General features: G+C 56.7%; 24 protein-coding genes and 1 tRNA gene. 10 read left to right on the top strand and 15 right to left on the bottom strand.

What is annotated here, in order from left to right; all coding sequences use genetic code 11:
• Position 1 precedes the first annotated feature (1 nt).
• Both ACP7BS_RS02740 and ACP7BS_RS02735 read left to right on the top strand, forming a co-directional pair.
• Positions 2-1,039 (top strand): sulfate/molybdate ABC transporter ATP-binding protein, encoded by a 1,038-nt coding sequence (locus tag ACP7BS_RS02740; RefSeq protein WP_426235927.1) that lies wholly within the window; start codon positions 2-4, stop codon positions 1,037-1,039.
• Between the two features lie 224 nt (positions 1,040-1,263).
• Positions 1,264-3,309 (top strand): acyltransferase family protein, encoded by a 2,046-nt coding sequence (locus ACP7BS_RS02735; RefSeq protein ID WP_426235925.1) that lies wholly within the window; start codon positions 1,264-1,266, stop codon positions 3,307-3,309.
• Here the strand turns inward: ACP7BS_RS02735 and ACP7BS_RS02730 are convergent.
• Positions 3,299-3,538, bottom strand: coding sequence for a DUF6894 family protein (locus ACP7BS_RS02730; RefSeq protein WP_426235923.1), 240 nt, complete (start codon positions 3,536-3,538; stop codon positions 3,299-3,301). The genes ACP7BS_RS02735 and ACP7BS_RS02730 overlap by 11 nt on opposite strands.
• A gap of 196 nt (positions 3,539-3,734) precedes the next feature.
• Here ACP7BS_RS02730 and ACP7BS_RS02725 point away from each other — a divergent pair, with 196 nt between their 5' ends.
• Positions 3,735-3,965 carry a hypothetical protein gene (locus ACP7BS_RS02725; RefSeq protein WP_426227857.1) on the top strand — a complete coding sequence of 77 codons (231 nt, stop codon included), beginning with the start codon at positions 3,735-3,737 and terminating at the stop codon, positions 3,963-3,965.
• A 31-nt stretch (positions 3,966-3,996) separates the two neighbouring features.
• On the opposite strand, the gene ACP7BS_RS02720 is transcribed toward ACP7BS_RS02725, so the two are convergent.
• The 3 genes from ACP7BS_RS02720 to ACP7BS_RS02710 form a co-directional block, all read right to left on the bottom strand.
• Positions 3,997-4,161 carry a hypothetical protein gene (locus ACP7BS_RS02720; protein WP_426227855.1) on the bottom strand — a complete coding sequence of 55 codons (165 nt, stop codon included), beginning with the start codon at positions 4,159-4,161 and terminating at the stop codon, positions 3,997-3,999.
• A 66-nt stretch (positions 4,162-4,227) separates the two neighbouring features.
• Positions 4,228-4,842, bottom strand: a complete 615-nt coding sequence (locus tag ACP7BS_RS02715; protein ID WP_426235921.1) for a DUF1236 domain-containing protein — start codon at positions 4,840-4,842, stop codon at positions 4,228-4,230.
• A gap of 69 nt (positions 4,843-4,911) precedes the next feature.
• Positions 4,912-6,633, bottom strand: coding sequence for an ABC transporter ATP-binding protein (locus tag ACP7BS_RS02710; protein WP_426235919.1), 1,722 nt, complete (start codon positions 6,631-6,633; stop codon positions 4,912-4,914).
• Positions 6,634-6,717: 84 nt separating this feature from the next.
• Between ACP7BS_RS02710 and ACP7BS_RS02705 the strand changes: the two genes are divergently transcribed.
• The gene (locus ACP7BS_RS02705) at positions 6,718-6,873 is read left to right on the top strand and encodes a hypothetical protein (RefSeq protein ID WP_426235917.1); all 156 of its coding nucleotides are present in this window, start codon (positions 6,718-6,720) and stop codon (positions 6,871-6,873) included.
• 15 nt (positions 6,874-6,888) lie between these two features.
• Here ACP7BS_RS02705 and ACP7BS_RS02700 read toward each other — a convergent pair.
• Positions 6,889-7,011: transfer RNA gene (locus tag ACP7BS_RS02700), tRNA-OTHER, on the bottom strand.
• A 58-nt stretch (positions 7,012-7,069) separates the two neighbouring features.
• Here ACP7BS_RS02700 and ACP7BS_RS02695 point away from each other — a divergent pair.
• Both ACP7BS_RS02695 and ACP7BS_RS02690 read left to right on the top strand, forming a co-directional pair.
• Positions 7,070-7,390 (top strand): hypothetical protein, encoded by a 321-nt coding sequence (locus tag ACP7BS_RS02695; RefSeq protein ID WP_426235915.1) that lies wholly within the window; start codon positions 7,070-7,072, stop codon positions 7,388-7,390.
• A complete protein-coding gene (locus tag ACP7BS_RS02690; RefSeq protein ID WP_426235913.1) occupies positions 7,383-7,565 on the top strand; it encodes a hypothetical protein in 183 nt (60 codons plus the stop codon). The genes ACP7BS_RS02695 and ACP7BS_RS02690 overlap by 8 nt, the downstream gene beginning before the upstream one ends.
• Here the strand turns inward: ACP7BS_RS02690 and ACP7BS_RS02685 are convergent.
• Together ACP7BS_RS02685 and ACP7BS_RS02680 are read right to left on the bottom strand one after the other, a co-directional pair.
• Positions 7,562-7,792 carry a hypothetical protein gene (locus ACP7BS_RS02685; protein ID WP_426235911.1) on the bottom strand — a complete coding sequence of 77 codons (231 nt, stop codon included), beginning with the start codon at positions 7,790-7,792 and terminating at the stop codon, positions 7,562-7,564. The two genes, ACP7BS_RS02690 and ACP7BS_RS02685, sit on opposite strands and share 4 nt — an antisense overlap.
• A complete protein-coding gene (locus ACP7BS_RS02680; RefSeq protein WP_426235909.1) occupies positions 7,789-8,118 on the bottom strand; it encodes a hypothetical protein in 330 nt (109 codons plus the stop codon). Before ACP7BS_RS02680 ends, ACP7BS_RS02685 begins: the two co-directional genes overlap by 4 nt.
• A 163-nt stretch (positions 8,119-8,281) precedes the next feature.
• Here ACP7BS_RS02680 and ligD point away from each other — a divergent pair, with 163 nt between their 5' ends.
• The 3 genes from ligD to ACP7BS_RS02665 are packed head-to-tail and all read left to right on the top strand — an operon-like array spanning position 8,282 to position 9,888.
• Positions 8,282-9,322: a non-homologous end-joining DNA ligase gene (gene ligD, locus ACP7BS_RS02675; RefSeq protein ID WP_426235907.1), complete on the top strand. Its 1,041-nt coding sequence runs from the start codon at positions 8,282-8,284 to the stop codon at positions 9,320-9,322.
• A 60-nt stretch (positions 9,323-9,382) separates the two neighbouring features.
• Positions 9,383-9,649 (top strand): hypothetical protein, encoded by a 267-nt coding sequence (locus ACP7BS_RS02670; RefSeq protein WP_426235905.1) that lies wholly within the window; start codon positions 9,383-9,385, stop codon positions 9,647-9,649.
• Entirely contained in the window at positions 9,646-9,888 is a 243-nt protein-coding gene (locus tag ACP7BS_RS02665; RefSeq protein WP_426235904.1) for a hypothetical protein, read from the top strand. Before ACP7BS_RS02670 ends, ACP7BS_RS02665 begins: the two co-directional genes overlap by 4 nt.
• Before the next feature lie 9 nt (positions 9,889-9,897).
• On the opposite strand, the gene ACP7BS_RS02660 is transcribed toward ACP7BS_RS02665, so the two are convergent.
• From ACP7BS_RS02660 to ACP7BS_RS02640, 5 genes are read right to left on the bottom strand one after another with little or no spacing between them, the layout of a single operon-like run.
• Complete coding sequence (locus ACP7BS_RS02660) at positions 9,898-10,230, bottom strand: hypothetical protein (protein WP_426235902.1); 333 nt, start codon at positions 10,228-10,230, stop codon at positions 9,898-9,900.
• Positions 10,208-10,663, bottom strand: coding sequence for a hypothetical protein (locus ACP7BS_RS02655; RefSeq protein WP_426235900.1), 456 nt, complete (start codon positions 10,661-10,663; stop codon positions 10,208-10,210). The genes ACP7BS_RS02660 and ACP7BS_RS02655 overlap by 23 nt, the downstream gene beginning before the upstream one ends.
• A complete protein-coding gene (locus tag ACP7BS_RS02650; protein ID WP_426235898.1) occupies positions 10,663-10,968 on the bottom strand; it encodes a hypothetical protein in 306 nt (101 codons plus the stop codon). Before ACP7BS_RS02650 ends, ACP7BS_RS02655 begins: the two co-directional genes overlap by 1 nt.
• A gap of 26 nt (positions 10,969-10,994) precedes the next feature.
• Entirely contained in the window at positions 10,995-11,312 is a 318-nt protein-coding gene (locus tag ACP7BS_RS02645) for a cell wall anchor protein (RefSeq protein WP_426235896.1), read from the bottom strand.
• Between the two features lie 27 nt (positions 11,313-11,339).
• Positions 11,340-12,032, bottom strand: a complete 693-nt coding sequence (locus ACP7BS_RS02640; RefSeq protein ID WP_426235894.1) for a TIGR02594 family protein — start codon at positions 12,030-12,032, stop codon at positions 11,340-11,342.
• A 197-nt stretch (positions 12,033-12,229) separates the two neighbouring features.
• Between ACP7BS_RS02640 and ACP7BS_RS02635 the strand changes: the two genes are divergently transcribed.
• A complete protein-coding gene (locus ACP7BS_RS02635) occupies positions 12,230-12,751 on the top strand; it encodes a hypothetical protein (protein WP_426235892.1) in 522 nt (173 codons plus the stop codon).
• Positions 12,752-12,845: 94 nt separating this feature from the next.
• Here the strand turns inward: ACP7BS_RS02635 and ACP7BS_RS02630 are convergent, their stop codons facing one another.
• From ACP7BS_RS02630 to ACP7BS_RS02620, 3 genes are all read right to left on the bottom strand, one after another.
• A complete protein-coding gene (locus ACP7BS_RS02630; protein ID WP_426235890.1) occupies positions 12,846-13,601 on the bottom strand; it encodes a class I SAM-dependent methyltransferase in 756 nt (251 codons plus the stop codon).
• Between the two features lie 75 nt (positions 13,602-13,676).
• A complete protein-coding gene (locus ACP7BS_RS02625; RefSeq protein WP_426235888.1) occupies positions 13,677-14,732 on the bottom strand; it encodes an SGNH/GDSL hydrolase family protein in 1,056 nt (351 codons plus the stop codon).
• Positions 14,733-14,817: 85 nt separating this feature from the next.
• Positions 14,818-16,119, bottom strand: a complete 1,302-nt coding sequence (locus ACP7BS_RS02620) for a hypothetical protein (RefSeq protein ID WP_426235886.1) — start codon at positions 16,117-16,119, stop codon at positions 14,818-14,820.
• Positions 16,120-16,130: the final 11 nt, after the last annotated feature.

Genomic DNA, 16,130 nt, shown 5'->3' with positions numbered 1-16,130 from the left:
CATGGAAGTTCGCGTTCAAAACATACGCAAGGAATTCGGCCGCTTTCCGGCGCTGAACGACGTCTCGCTCGATATCCGCTCCGGCGAACTGATCGCCCTGCTCGGCCCTTCCGGCTCCGGCAAAACGACGTTGCTGCGGCTGATCGCAGGCCTTGAAAGCCCGACCGACGGTACTGTCTATTTCGGCAACGAGGATGCCTCGCGCAAAACCGTGCAGCAGCGCAACATCGGTTTTGTGTTCCAGCATTACGCCCTGTTCCGACACATGACGGTGCTTGACAACGTCTCCTTCGGCCTGACGATCCGGCCGGCCGGCCGCCGGCCCTCCAAGGCCGACATCCGCAAGCGCGCGCTCGAGCTGCTCGACCTCGTTCAGCTGAGCGGACTTGAAAAACGCTACCCGGCGCAGCTCTCCGGCGGCCAGCGCCAGCGCGTGGCGCTGGCCCGCGCAATGGCGGTGGAACCCAATGTCCTTCTCCTCGACGAGCCGTTCGGCGCACTCGACGCGCAGGTGCGTAAGGAACTGCGCCGCTGGCTGCGCGAGATCCACGATCGCACCGGCCACACGACGGTTTTCGTTACGCACGATCAGGATGAAGCGCTGGAACTCGCCGACCGGGTCGTCGTCATGAGCAAGGGCAAGATCGAGCAGATCGGCACGCCCGACGAAATCTACGACACGCCGAACTCCCCCTTCGTCTTCGGCTTCATCGGCCAGTCCAACATCCTGCCTGTGCGGGTCGAAAACGGCCAGCTCTGGATCAAGGACCGGTCGATCGGCGTCAGCGCGCAGGGCGAAGCCGATGGCCCCGGCCAGCTCTATTTCCGCCCGCACGATATCGAACTGCTCGACAGCAGCGACGGCTGCATTACCGGCCTCGTCACGGTGACGCGCCGCGTTGCCGGAACGCGCCATGTCGAACTCGATATCGGTGCCGCCAATAATAAGGTCGAGATCGAACTGCCGCCGGAAAAAATCACCTCCGACCGCTCCCGCATCTCCTTCCGTCCGACCCGCTGGAAGCTGTTTCGGGATTAGCAACGAAATCCGCGCGACAGTCCTCATGCCATCCTGCGCAGGCCCCTTCCAAGGCCAGCGCAGGATGCAGCTTCTGCAGAAGCCGGATTGCCGTGTCAAAACGTCTGCTCGCCAACATATGGTCTTGGTTTTCCACTCTTTTCCACAGGACAGACTTGATCCGTGCCAGCAAGCCGTCGCATCCTGCCGAGCCATCCAGGATTGGGATCTCGCCGGGGCCAGCCATGAACTATCGACGTGAAATCGACGGCCTCCGATCCGTCGCCGTTATACCTGTGGTGCTGTTTCACGCCGGGTTCCAGCAGTTCGGCGGCGGCTTCGTCGGCGTCGATATCTTCTTCGTCATCAGCGGATATCTGATCACCTCGATTATCATCGCGGAACGCGAAAAGGGCCATTTCTCGCTGCTTAAATTCTACGAACGCCGGGCCCGCCGCATTCTGCCCGTGCTGTTTTTCGTGCTGGCGTGCTGCCTGCCGTTTGCCTGGGCCTGGATGCTGCCGGCGCAGATGGCAAGTTTCGCCCGCAGCATTATCGCCGTCTGCCTGTTCGGCTCCAACTTCCTCTTCTGGCATGAGAGCGGCGGTTATTTCGCAGCCGCATCGGAAGAACAGCCGCTGCTGCACACCTGGAGCCTTGCCGTCGAAGAACAGTATTACATGCTGTTTCCGCTTTTCGTCATGCTGATCTGGCGGTTTGGGCGGCGGGCGCTGATCGCCGCCATATCCGCCGTGGCGCTCGCCAGCCTGCTGCTTGCCCAATACGGCTCGATCAATTTCGAGACCGCCAATTTCTACCTGCCGAACACCCGCGCCTGGGAACTGCTGGCGGGCTCGCTCTGCGCTTTCCTGCTAACCGGCGGTAAACACTATAAAAGCAACATCCTGTCGCTTGCCGGACTGGGCATCATCGTCTTTTCGATTTTCGACTACGATCAGACGACGCCCTTCCCCTCACTCTATGCACTCGTTCCTGTTCTGGGCGCCGTGCTGATCATCCTCTTCGGGTCACAAGGCACTGTCACTGCCCGGCTGCTTTCGACGCGTCCGATGGTCGGTATCGGATTGATCAGCTACAGCCTTTATCTCTGGCACCAGCCGGTCTTTGCCTTCGCCCGCATCCGCAGCATCACGGAACCGTCGCTGGTGTTGATGAGCATCCTGGCGCTTACCTCCGTCGGCCTTGCCTATCTGTCCTGGCGGTTCATCGAGACGCCGTTCCGCACGACAGGCTCGGCGCGGCTGCTACCGACGCCCGCCCGCATTCTTAGTGCCGGTGGCATAACGGCATTACTTTTCATCGGCATCGGGTTTTATGGCACATCAAGCAACGGCCTGCAGTTCCGCTTGCCGCAGACTGCATTGACCGCTCTTGCCGAACAGCAGCATCACGATCCCGTCATGGATACCTGCCTGTTCGACAAGGGCGAAACCTCCCTGCCCCATCCTGTCCGGGAATGCCTGACGAAACATTCGGCCAGCAGCAAGACCATCCTAATCGGCGATTCGCACGCCGGAGCCCTTGGTGGGGAGGCGCTCCGCAGCTTCGATGCAGCCAATGTCGATCTCTATGTGATGGCGCACTCGGCCTGTGTCGGCTTTTCCGGATTCTATGTGTCCAACCCGAAATACAAGCTGCGCTGCAACCCGTTTTTTACCGGCATCGAGAATTACATCCGCACGAGCGGCATGCAGACCATCATCATGGCGAGCCGCTGGAGCCTCTATGTCGACGGCACGCCGTTTGACAATGGCGAGGGTGGTATCGAACCGCTGCAGCCGACCTATGCCGATCTGCTGGACCGCCTTGACGAGCACGCCAAACAGGATGATCCGGCGCGCAAGGCACGAGTGCTGACGCAATATGTGGAAGATATCCGGGCCTATCTCGATTCCGGCCACAGCGTCGTGCTGGTCTATCCGATCCCCGAGGCCGGATGGAACGTTCCGGACATCGTAGCAAAAACGGCGATGGCGGGTATCCGGAACTTGGAACTCAGCACCAGCTACGCGCGGTATCGGCAGCGAAACGGCGCGGTGATCGCAGCCTTCGATGCCCTCTCTCATCCCAACCTTTTCCGTGTCCGGCCGGCTGATTACTTCTGCAACAGCTTCGTAAAGGGTCGCTGCATCAACAGTCTGAGCGCTGACAAGGTGTTTTACTTCGATGACGATCACCCGTCCGATACGGGCGCCCGGTTGGTTGTTCCAGCGATACTGAAAGCCGTTCAGACCATTGAAGCAGCAACGACCGGCATTGCTACGCGGTAGACCAGTGGATCTGCAACTCCAGTTTCATTCTGACGACAGGCCTGTGATCTGCGTTCTGCACCTCGATTTCCAAAGCTTTGACCGGATCCTCCGGCAACCCGTCGAGCGCCATTTCGGCCAGCACGATCTTTGCCTGGCGGATGGCGGCAATCAGATCCGGGAAATCAAATGGATCATCGGCCGGAATTGTGCCGTCATTGTCGATTACTTTGAAATAGAACGCAGCCATGACAAAACTTTCCCTGTTTTGAGGAAAAGGCCTGAACACGCAAAAGGTTGCCTGACAAAAACTTTTCGTGGCATCGCAGCACATGTCTTAGTGAATAGCGCTGCATTCAAATCGCGCTAAACTGCAGCCATAACGGCCGCTCTTCCATCGACGGCGGCTCAGGACACAACGTCCATCCTCAAAAGGAGGAACAACAATGGCATATTTCAATCCGCACGCCGACGCCCTGTGCAGCGAAGATATCGACATCTTGCGTCAGGTTTTCGATCAGTTTTGCAAGGCACATCAGACGACCGGCTCGGACGCAGATATGCAAATCTGCGCCGCCGCTATTGTTCGGCTGTACCAAGGCGGAGTACGCGACCCTGCCGCTTTGACGAAAGCATGTGAGACAGCTCTGAGGCAGGATTTCGCAATCGGCGCATAATGGGAGATGGAGCGGCTAACCAGGCCGGCTGCTATTTGGTTTCCTCGGCTGCATTTTCCGGTGTGACCACCAGCGGGTCTGGTGGCACCAAGCTATTGGAGCTTTCGTCCGGCGCAAAATGTTGGACGGCGAGGATGCTCAGGATCGAACCGACGATAAGTGCGATGACGCCGAGCAAAAGTGTACGGGAGGTCATCGGCAGCCCCAGCTCGGAACAATACCAGGACGGGCCGCATTTTCTGCGGCCCGATTTTCATTCAGCTTACTCATACACATAGACAATACGGCGGCTTTGCGGATCGACCAGCATCGGCCGGTGATTGATGCGCACGTAGCTGTACTGGTAATTCGGCACCTGGGTAATCACCATGTCACCGGGCAGCGTCGCTCCAACGACCACTTCGCCATCATAGGTGACGGCATCCATCGGAGCGCCATCGATATAGGTGCGCACTTCCGGCGGCGGGATGATTGCGCCGCTGCTATCAACGGTGCCAACCAGTTCATCACCGGGTGCCGGCGATGAAGGACCGTCGACGACCACGGTCTTTTCGTAGGTGACCACCGGAACCCCGAGATCAGCGCGGCGGTCCTGAATGATGACCGGCGCGCCATCGTAATCGACCGTCAATTCCTTCGCGTACACCCAGCCACGCAGACCGTTGACGTCGATCCGGCACCAGCTTTCGCCTTCAAGGCAGCCATCAAGCGCCGCAGCGCTGCCACGCGTGGCAATACCGACGGACGGATAGTCCGCACTCGGTCCGGAATAAACCGTCAGATCAGTTGCAGTCGTTGCCATCATGCCGGCGGACGCAAAGCCGGCTCCCGTCAGAAGCATCGCACCCGCGAGCAAAGGCTTTGAAATCCACTGCATGTCGTTCTCCTTTTTGAACAGTGGAGACAAAACGCCCGACCGTCGCCAAGGTTCCTTTGCCAGCCTGGCTTACCCGGACTGCAACTGACTGAGGCGGCTGTAGAGACCGTTCTTGCCCAAAAGTTCAGCATGACTGCCATCCTCGACAATCGCGCCCTCGTTTACGACGAGAATGCGGTCGGCCTGGGTGATCGTCGCCAGCCGATGGGCGATGACCAGTGTCGTTCGTCCCTTCGACAATTCCGAAAGGGATTGCTGGATGGCGCGTTCGGTTTCGGTGTCGAGCGCCGATGTCGCTTCATCGAGGATCAGGATCGGCGGGTTCTTCAGAAAAATCCGGGCAATCGCCAAGCGCTGCTTCTGTCCGCCCGACAGTTTGACTCCGCGCTCGCCCACGACCGTGTCGAGCCCCTGCGGCAGGTCGGCGATGACGTTTTCAAGCCGCGCCTTGCGGGCTGCCTCGACAATATCCGCCTCGCTGGCATCAAGCCGTCCATAAGCGATATTTTCGCGTAAGGAGCCGGCAAACAGGAAGACATCCTGGCTAACGATGCCGATATGATTGCGCAGCGACCGCAGGCTCATGTCGCGGATGTCGATATCGTCGATGGTGATGGAGCCGCCGGTTACCTCGTAGAAGCGCGGCAAGAGAGCACAGATCGTCGTCTTTCCGGCACCTGAAGGGCCAACGAAAGCCACCGTCTCGCCAGCGCGGATATCGATGCTCAAATCCTTGACGATCGCCTTCGATTCCCGATAGCCGAACGAAGCCTTGTTATAGCGGATATTGCCCTTCAGCCCGGACACATCGCGGGCATCCGGTCTATCGGCGATATCAGGGCGCGTATCGAGAAAATCGATATAGCGGCGAAAACCGGCAATGCCCTTGGGATAGGTCTCGATGACCGAATTGATCTTGTCGACCGGGCGGAAGAACACGCCGACCAGAAGCAGGAACCCGACGAACCCGCCGGCCGTCAGCTCGCCGCTCAACACGAAATAGCTGCCGGCGACCAGCACGACCATCTGGACGAGACGCATGGAGAGATAGCTCAGCGTCGTCGATACGGCCAATATCCGGTAGGCATCGAGCTTGGTCTTGCGATAGCGCTGGTTGTCCTTCTCGAACAATCCGCGTTCGTGATCCTCGTTGGCGAACGCCTGCACGACGCGGATGCCGCCGACATTTTCCTCGATGCGGGCGTTGAAATCACCGACACGATTGTAGAGCGCCTGCCAGTTGCGGGTCATCCGGCCGCCGTAGCGGGTGGTCAGCCAAGCCGTCAGCGGCAGCACCAGTGCAGTGATCATCGCCAGTTTCGGATTTACCGAGAACATTAACAGGAAGGCGCCGATCAGCGTCATGATGGCAATAAACACGTCTTCCGGGCCGTGATGGGCAACCTCGCCGATCTCCTCCAGGTCCTTGGTCAAGCGGGCGACGAGATGGCCGGTCTTCTGGTTGTCGAAATAGCCGAAAGACAATTTCTGCAGGTGATCGAAGGCCTTGCGCCGCATCTCGGTCTCGATGTTGATCCCGAGCATATGGCCCCAATAGGTGACGATAGCCATCAACCCGCCATTGACAAGATAGATCACCATCAGACCTGCAGAAGCCGCCGCGACATAGCCCCACTGCCCTGTCGGCAACAGCACATCGATGAACAGCTTGACGGCGATGGGGAAACCCAGTTCCAGCAGCCCGGACGTCACAGCGCAGGAAAAGTCCAGAATGAAGAGACGCCGGTGCGGCCGGTAATAGGAAAAGAAACGGGCGATAAGATCGCGCATGCTTTGGATCCTTGTCGGCAGTCACCGCGAAGTCGCTGGCCACATATCAAATGGGCGCAATCTTCGCGCGAACAGAAGTCACTCATGATCAATGCCGCCCCTTTTAATCGCTTCGACCGGAACAGCAAGCCGCAACGCGGAAAAGGTGAAATTTTCGCTCAGGATTTAAATATACAGAGAGGAGAATTTGCCAACAGCGAAAACCGACCTGCCCGAAGGCAAATCAAATCAACGCCATGACTTAAAAAGAGAGAATGGTGGGTGATGTAGGGTTCGAACCTACGACCCGCTGATTAAGAGTAACCGATTTTCTCTGTGGGGCGTTATTTACCGGGAAACCGGTTTCCAAGCAAGGTCGAAATCGGCCACAAAACACCCGTGAACAAATAGTGAATTGGCAACCGATTTTCGGCCCGGAATCATGGTAATCTAAGCCATGACCGACTACCAGCCCAAATACCAATGGTACCGCACGCAGCTCGACAAGAACGACCCGCCCAGCGAAACCGACTGGACCGGGATGGATGGGACGGCATACATCGGCCGCATCAGGAAAGAGATGCATGGGCCAACAAAAGGCAAATGGTACTGGGCTGGATCATATCCTAAAACCCACAAGGGAAGCCCTCCGACGCCCAACGCCGGCTACAGTGCCACGGCCCGGCTTGCAACGCAGATGGTCGAGGAATACTGGGAAAGGTGCCTGCGGGTGATGGAGCCGCGCAGTAGCGTCCTGAAGGCAGACAGTCATGACTGACGACATTATGGTTCACCCGAATTCGCCGGTGCATTTCGAGCACTGGTGCGGCCATGAGGGCTGCAAGCGCTGGGGCTCGTTCGGGAAAGAGCGTAGCCGGGGCGAAACCGAATGGCGCTGTATTGAGCACCTAGCGGCCGACTATTGGGAAGGACGACTGGTGCGGCTGAATTAATGTGACGAGCCTTGTTGGCGGTTCGATCGTTCTAGAATCGCCTCGGCGAGCGCTGCACGTCGCCACTCTGGAAGCTTCAATATGAAGGTGTCCATGTCGCGCCCGAATTTCGACCAAGCCCTGTCACCCGCCTCGCCTCGTTCGATTACGCCGGCCGCCTCCAGATCGGTCCGATCCATGTTAACTCGGGCGAGTGAAATCTGCAGTAAGTCCGTGCCTGTGATCATCGACCAACCCCCTGTTGACGGTAATTTATGGTTCCGTGGCTCGACTGGCGAGGATTGAAGTTTGGCTCCGCCGCTTCCTCCTCCTGAACAAGCTTGTGGTAACAGGACTCGATATCCTGAGCGATGCCCTCCGCATCATAAAGGTAGCCATCCGTTCCACCGTCGGTTTCAATGATCTCTGCTATCGAATTCATCACCACGCGCCCGAGCCGCTGCATCGCGTCCCGGTGGGTATCCGCCCCACCACTCTCAAAAGCACTGTTGGCCTCGTCGAGTGCTTGTCGCATCGCTTGGAATGATCCGTCGATATGAAGTTTAGCGTTCATGGCGTCCCCTCCAAATCCTGGATTGGTGTAAGCAGACTCCTCAAACGCGAATGTAGTGGATTCGTTCAAATGACTCTGGACAAATAATAAAAGCCAAAATTGATTCGCTGCTACCGGCGCTATTCCGCAAGACTTTTTAATATTCTTGTGGCGCAATATCCGGATGGCAAAACGTCCTCCAAAGTCCATCGGTCTTCGGACCGAACCCGACCAGCCGCTGAAAAGTCGCGCGCCGGCGCCGCGTGACCCTAATCAGCCTCGCCTCCCCTTCGACCCTATACCAGATCGAATTGAACCCTGCTTAGCGCTTCTGGCGTCCAAGCCGCCCAAGGGCGACGACTGGGCATTCGAAATCAAATGGGATGGGTACCGACTTGCCGTCCATGTGGAGCCGACGAATATCCGCATTCTGACCAGAGGTGGCCACGACTGGACGACGCGGTTTACAGGCATCGAGGAGGCCGCCCGAAATCTCGGCGCGGCTAGCATGATACTGGACGGGGAAGCGGTCGTTCTCGACGACCAGGGCCGGTCAGATTTTGGCGCGCTGCAAAACGCTCTTGGCGGCCGGGGTGGCAAGAGAAATGCCAATGCGGCAATCTTCTATGCTTTCGACCTTCTCTACCTCGACGGCCACGATATCACCCGCATGGACCAGTCAGAGCGCCGAATGCTGCTTGAGAGCATAATGACCGACAGCGACGGTCCAATCCGGCTTTCGGAAGAGATTGAGGCTGACGGCGCGGTACTGCTGCAGAGCGCTTGCGAGCACGGCCTTGAGGGGATCATCGCGAAGCACCGCCATCGCCCGTATAGATCCGGCCGGACCGGCGACTGGCTAAAGATCAAGTGCGTACAAAGTGAGAGCTTTGTCGTGGTGGGCTATGAGCCTTCCACCACGATGCCAGGCGCGATTGCCAGCCTCTTGCTTGCTGCCCGCAAGGGTGACGGTCTGGTGTACGTTGGTTCTGTCGGGACCGGGTTCAAAGACAGCGTTGCCCGCGATCTCAGAAAGCAGCTCGATCAGATGCAGATCGGAAAGCCGCCCGTCGTCATTAAAGGGAAAAGCCTCGTCTATGCACGACCGGAACTGGTCGCCGAAATCGAGTTTCGCGCCTGGACGAACGATGGGAAGCTACGGCACACCTCATTCAAAGGCCTGCGGGACAGCGCCGACGCGGCTGACGTTTACAGAGTTACGTGATCGTCAGCTAAAGGAACAATTGAGCGCAATTAGGGTTCCCTGCAAAATGGAGGAACCACGATGATCAACACGCCGAAGCTTCCGGTATCCCACGAGGATCGTCATCTACTCTGTCAGGAAGAGGTTGATGGATCTCTTCAGAACATAATTGATCGAGCAACGACCAACGGCTGGGGCACCATGGAAACGATCAGTGCAATGGAAGAGGTCTTGAAAAATCTGCGGATCTTGTACGCAGACCATCCACATCCTAACGAGGGTGATCCGAAAGAGACCAATGAAGGGCGCGCCTTCACTCACGGACGCGGGGGCGCGGAAGAAGAATGACCTTTTACGCGTGGACCATATCGAAGCCCGGCCGACAGGATATCAAAAAGGTCAGTGACTTGGACGAGCTGCGCGACTATCTGCGCGTTCTCGACCTGCCCGGTGTTGCTCCTCCGGAATTTATTACGATTGACGCTGAGGTTCACGACCATGGCACCTACACCCATAACGAGGGCAGCATGGACAAATGGTCACTTACCTGGACGAAGGTTGATGGCGACACCACGGTCATCGACTGAGGCGCTCTATCACCGGCCGCGCCTTATTAGCTCTTTCTTCAGATCATCAACCTCTTCGCAAAGGCGCTCAAGGGACCGGCAGAGGGATTCAGCCGCCCTTTCGAGAGACTTCCGGCCGTTGGTCATCTCGAAGGTCTGCGCTTCGATAGCAGCGGTGGCGAGCTTGAGCGCGGTGGGATCTACAATCACCGCCGCGACCTGGGCAGTCGATGCGTCTCCGGACGGTGTTGCTCGCTGTCCGCTGGAGAACCCGCCCTTGGTGACGAAGTAGAGGATGCCGAGGCTTATTCCGAAAGCGATGATGGCAAGTGGCGGCAGATCACTGATGTCCTGAAACTGCATAATTCTCTCCGGCGTCATGCGCAGCACGGTAAGCATTGAGAAGCTCGACAATCGCGAGCATGGGATAGATCGCGATCCAAGTGCTGATGACGCCGGAGTAGGCAAAGCAATAATTGATGCCACCGAAGACCATAAAGCCGATGCATGCTGAAAACACCCTGATCCAAGGGGTGACGTTCTTTCGGGCTCCGTTCACGACCAACCCGACCAGTCTCAGCAGACCGACGCAGACCATCAGCCACCCGAAGGTGTCCTCATCGAAAAGAGCGCGGAAGAACGCGAACGACGGTTGATCAAACACTGGGTCTGGCAATAGCAGTGAGGCGCCCCAAGCAGTCATGATGGTGGCCCATATCCATTCCGTCATGCGCGGTCCGAACCGATGCTGTATGCGGATCCAGATACCTGGACCCGCGTAGCTTTCGGCCGTCATTACTTCTCCCCCGGTGCGGCAATGATGATGTCAGGCGCACTGCCGGGCGTCCTGATGACGACCGCATCCTTTGCGGGGATCTGCGCATCGATTTCCTTTGCCGCCTCCATGGCTTTGGCCGATGGTCGCTTGATCAACGCATAGAGCACTGTAAGCAGTCCAACGATGGCCGAAACAATGATGTCGAGGTTCTCGCCCAGGATGGCATTGTGTTCGGGTGACAGCCAACCGTGTGTGAACATGGCCGCCATCAGGGAGACGATGACGTATCTGACGATTGTCGGAATATAGTTTGTAATATTCATGGTCATATCCTTTAGACGATAGAAGTTTATTCGGCGGCGCGGGCTTCCTTCAGCGCGGTTGAAATGACGACAGAAGCCGAGACGACACGGATCAGCGCATCGGCGGCTGTGACGCCGGCAGGGTTTGTGCAGATGATGGTGACGCCGCCGTACGCAGCTTCGACCTTGGCGACCGTGCGGGCTTTGACTTGCCCAGTAGCGGCGACCGCCGAGAACGCGACGTGCGCTGTCTCGACAATCTGACAAGCCTTCGGCAGGTTTGTCTGGATCGCGGTATCAATTGACGTGGTGGTGCAAGCGGACAGCGCAAGGCATGCCGCTGCCATAATGAGCAGGGACTTCATGGTGGTTCCTTCGATGTTGGGTGAGGTTTAGGCTTCGTTGGTGGAAAGTTTGCCGTCGCTCCGGACGGTTGGGATTGCACCCTCTGGCAAGGGTTCGCCTTTCGGCCACCAGTAGCCGGTGGCGCGGGAGACGGCGAAAGGCTTGATGTTAACGGCGTCTGCTTGGTTGCCCCCCAGCACCATCAGGTTGCCCTTTGCATCGCGTCCAACGACGAAGCCGACGTGGCCTCCCCCGGTGCGCTTGAAGGTGACCACGCAGCCCACGGCGGCTTTGGCGAGATTCACGCCCCACTTCTCGTAGGAGCGAGCCATTCCGGAGCGCGTCGAGGCGATGCCCGAGCTTTCCAGCACAAACCCGACAAAGCCCGCGCACCAAGGCGTTTCATCATCCTTGAACAGCAGACCGAGCGTCTTCCACATTTCCAGAATTTCCGGAGCGTGGTTCTTGCCCTTGATCTCCCGAAGGCCAGAGTATCTTCGAGCGAAAGTCAACCATCGCGCTTCGCCAGTGCCAAGCGGCTTTTGGCCGGCGACCTGGTGCCCAAACAGTTTTTCCAGCGTGATGGGGCCGACAAACGGCCGCGCCTGTAGACCGTTCTTGACCTTAAAGGCGATTAGGGCCCTCTCCGTAGATGGCCCCATGATACCATCCACGTCGGATTTCCCGACCGAATAGCCAAGCGCAAGCAAGCGCCGCTGAATGTCAGCGATCGATTTCATGGTGTTGTCCTTTAATGACGTGGGAATGAAGTTTCAGAGCACAAGCGCGTCTAATGAACAGGCCAAGGCATGCCCACTGGCTGATCACTCCGCGAAGAAAAGGTGATTTCGCCACCACCTCTGTTTTCAGGTGCCATTAGAGAATGGCTAACTAGCTTGAGTTAGGTTGGCATAAGATTGCGGATGGAGGAAAAAGCGTGAAGTTATTGACCGGCACAGAGGGACTTTGGGCGATGCTCCAAGCACTCGCCGCTATCACTGCGATCTATTTCTCTACATTCCATCTCGCTTTGCAGAAGCGCCGCAGAGACCTCGAAAATTTGGTTTCTGCTCGGAACGTAGCGTTTTTTACTTACAGGGCAACCAAGTGGGGTTTTGAACAAAAAAGAGATGCTCAACACATGGAACAAGCCTCTGCCGCTGTTGAAGTTTGCACGAAGTCACTCGAGGGAATTGATCTCATTTCATTGTCACCCCCACGGATCATCGAGAAATTTGTGGGAATTCGCATACAAGCCGCCCAGATCTCTGCACTCATGAAGACGGACCGAGAAGTTCGTGAAGGTGACGATAAGATCGTTTCCCGTATGAAAGGCGAATTAGATTCTATCGATCAATACCTTATCTCGCATGGTATCCATTTCGAAAACGATGATTACACACATTATGTTCGGGGGTTAGCAAAACGGGTTCCACGTCGAATAACCCGGTTCCTTTAGAACATAAGCCCTGCGCCGAGAGTGATTGTCCTGGACCCGCAACACAAGACCAGGGGTAGGGATGTTCGGGTGCAGTTATTCCATTGGAGCGGGGCTAGATCCTGACGCCGACGATCATCAATCGCTGATCGATACGATACGCCCCGTTCTCTGCCAAGAGATGCTCGAAACTCTCGGGGCGCCAGTCCAATTGTTCATAAACGAGCGGAAAACCGTTAGCTCTGACGAGATCTATCAACCCGCCCTTCATGGGCCAGAAAGACCGATGATTTTGCCACGAAGCCCATTTATGCTGCTCGCGGCCGTCATCTTCACTTTCATCGTGCTCGACGAACCAACGGCCGAGCATGCCCTCATGCGTCTCAACATCTGACAGACCATCCCGTATGCCGCGTTCATGAGTGGCGTGGTGGGTATGAAGGATCAGCATTTTAGTTGCGCAACGCGCCATTATTTCGATAAAAGCCTTCGGCCTGTCTAAGTGATATAGGAGCCCGGAGCAGAAGATAACATCAAACGCTCCGTATTTTTCCAGGTTCTGAACATCGTCTTTCGAGAATGATAGATTTTGGAGACCAAGTCCCTGTCGGACAGTTTCGCAGTTGTCGATATTCGACTGCCGAACCTCTATCCCTTTAGCGATCATGCCGCGCCGAGCGAACCCGGCGGTATATCCGCCTTCTAAGCATCCGAGATCCGCAATGCTCAAACCCGTGAGATTATGTCCGAAGGTGTTTCGCATCGTGCGGATTACACCTTGAAACATTGGCGTGTCCTCCAGAAGCCCCGCCTTTTCAGGAATGGTTCTTGAACCGTCGTTCAGCAGGACGTTATGCGCCGTAAAAGTCATTCCCGCTCCAAAAGCCCCTCGCTGTGACCGGAATGCGTATAGCGGGCGGCAGTGATCCACAAGCCCAGCCTTACGTCATAGCGGCAAGTAACTCGAAGTTTCTAGAGTCGCAATCGCGGCGAGTTGGACGCGCCGAGCCCCTCCGGTGTCCGGCCCTTTCTCCATACAGTCAAACGCCCAAGCGTCGCCGCCGTCCTGCATCGAGAGTTTCATCTGCAGTGGGCCGTCACGGCGGAGCGCCATGAACCGTTCGTTGAGAAGAAGTGGAATGGATGTGAAGACAAACCTGCCTTCCTGGCAGTCCTGATGGATTGTGGCGACATCCAGCCTTAGCCCATCCACATCGAGTGAGAGATTGCCATGGTTCCCGTCGGAAGCAATGTAAAGGCAGACCGGCCATGCCGGCGCGTCAATGATTATACTTGAACGGCTGCGCACCTCGACCGTGTCTAGTTGTAGATGCCTATTGGCGACACGCCCGACGGAAATCTCATTCCTCACCGCTATCTCGTGAGCGTGCGTTAATCGAGTCGTGCGGTTGGCATAGCAACTATAAACATTAGTTTTTTTTTGGCTTGATAAGACCCGTTGGGCCGCCTGCGCGAGGGTTCGGCCAATGAGCGAACTAGCGAACCCACGATGGAAGTGCGCCTTGTCCGAATAAATGAACTCCGGCAATGAGCCACGGAACATTTCGAACAACTCAAACCGCATGTCATGGCAGATCATGCCATGAAACCGATAAAAGTCCCTCTCTGCGTCATATACGCTGTTTGGAACACGCATATCGAAGAAGTCGCTAGACGCAAGTATTAACGGCAACACAGGGACGCCAACGAACTTACGGCCCATGAAATCAAAGACCATCTCCATCATCTGCCACTTTTTTTCGTAGGCGTTTGGGCGATGGTTAAGATGCCCAGAGTCGTTAAGTGAGAACTCGAACACGATCAGATCCGGGCGCACAGTTACCAAGTCCACAAGAGCAAGAGACGTTATGGATGTTGTCGCGCCGACCGAGCAATTTAGGATCTCGACCTCTCCGTATTCTTCCGTAAGCTTATTAGCAAAATGCAAAATATAGCGATCTTTAGTGATGGAGTTAGACCCACCCACCATCAACACTCTCATGCTATTGCCCCACTACAACCTGCGCTATGCTATGTCGTACACCAGGCTGATGCCGCGCCCAATCCCCAACCAGCGGATTTGCATCTTAGAACGCGGTTAGCGCGGCTCGTTTCCACGTATTCGTCGCAACACAAACATAGTGGTAATTGGCATCGTTCATGAACTGACCAGCAGTGCAGGCGGCCGCGGATGAAGCAGGGGTCTGAAGCGGCGCTTGGAGCTTACCATCGTTCCACAGCCCCAGCGTAAGACTACCCACGCCGTTCACGAAAAAGACTCCGTTATTTGTAAAGGTCTGCTGGGGACCACTTGCGGTGGCCGTGCTGGATATATTGCCGCCCTGCTTGTTGTTGCCCCAACTCAGGTTGTTGTTGGGCGCGTTAATCGGCAGGGCAATCGCCGCGTTATTAAAGCCTTGAGCGGACCCTTTGAGGTCGAAGCCATAGTCAAGCTTCACGTTCGGATTGTCTGCTTGCAGCAAAGTCCCGTTAGCTAGGATGGGCCAGTTTTGTGGGTAGCCCTGAGGATTTTCCCCGAATTGAATGCCGACCTTGTAACCGAGGCCGCCGACACTGAAGTGGTCGCTTGTCACGATAGCAATTGCCGCGTCTTCGACGCTGCCCTTAGTCACAGGTGCATTGACCATGGCTTCGTCTGCAATGCGGAGGCCGTTCCTGATGCCAACAGGGCTGTGCGTTTGGGTGTTCGCTTCGAAACCGACTGCGGCATAAGCGGGCCCGGTCAGGCCAGGAGGAACTTTTGATACTCCATTGCCACCAGTGTACCCGCCGACCCCGGACCCGCCAGCCACGGAAACAGAGGCGGTTCCGACACATGACTTCCCTGTAAGGGTAGCATCACAAATCTGGTAAAATCCCCCACCGATGCGGTCACCCTTCCCCGTCGATGTTTGGTGGCGATTGACGACTAGTCCGTAATTGGTGACGTAGCTTGGATAGCCCACACCTTCTGTGCTTTCGATAGTCAAAGCGGGAGCATTGTCATTTTGCGAGACGCGGCCAGTGTCCAAAACTCTGGCATCAAACCCCGTCATTGTGATCTGGCCCGTCGTATTATTGATGACGAACGGGTTATCGACAGCGACGCCGCCGAGATAGCGCTCAACCTGGAAGAAGCCGCTACTGCCGCCCAGGCCGAGCCGCCATTGCGTGGAACCCAGGTTCTGGCCCAGCACGCTGTTGATGCCGGTTCCTGCGGTGGAGGAGTTGAGCGTCACGGTTGGAGACGTTGGTTTTTGGACCGTCGCGCCGCCGAACGTCGGATTGGGCAGGCTTTGCGCCTTCACAAAACTTGATGAGACCAGAGCTGCAGAGATAGCTAAGAGCCCCGCAGCAAGAGCGCTGCAGATTTGACGATAAGTTTTCATGATTTTTCCTA

The organism is Pararhizobium sp. DWP1-1-3 (assembly GCF_049896125.1).
In the GTDB taxonomy this organism is placed as follows: domain Bacteria; phylum Pseudomonadota; class Alphaproteobacteria; order Rhizobiales; family Rhizobiaceae; genus Pararhizobium.
Note: the sequence above shows the minus strand (reverse complement) of the source record. Positions and strands in the feature narration are given on the sequence as shown.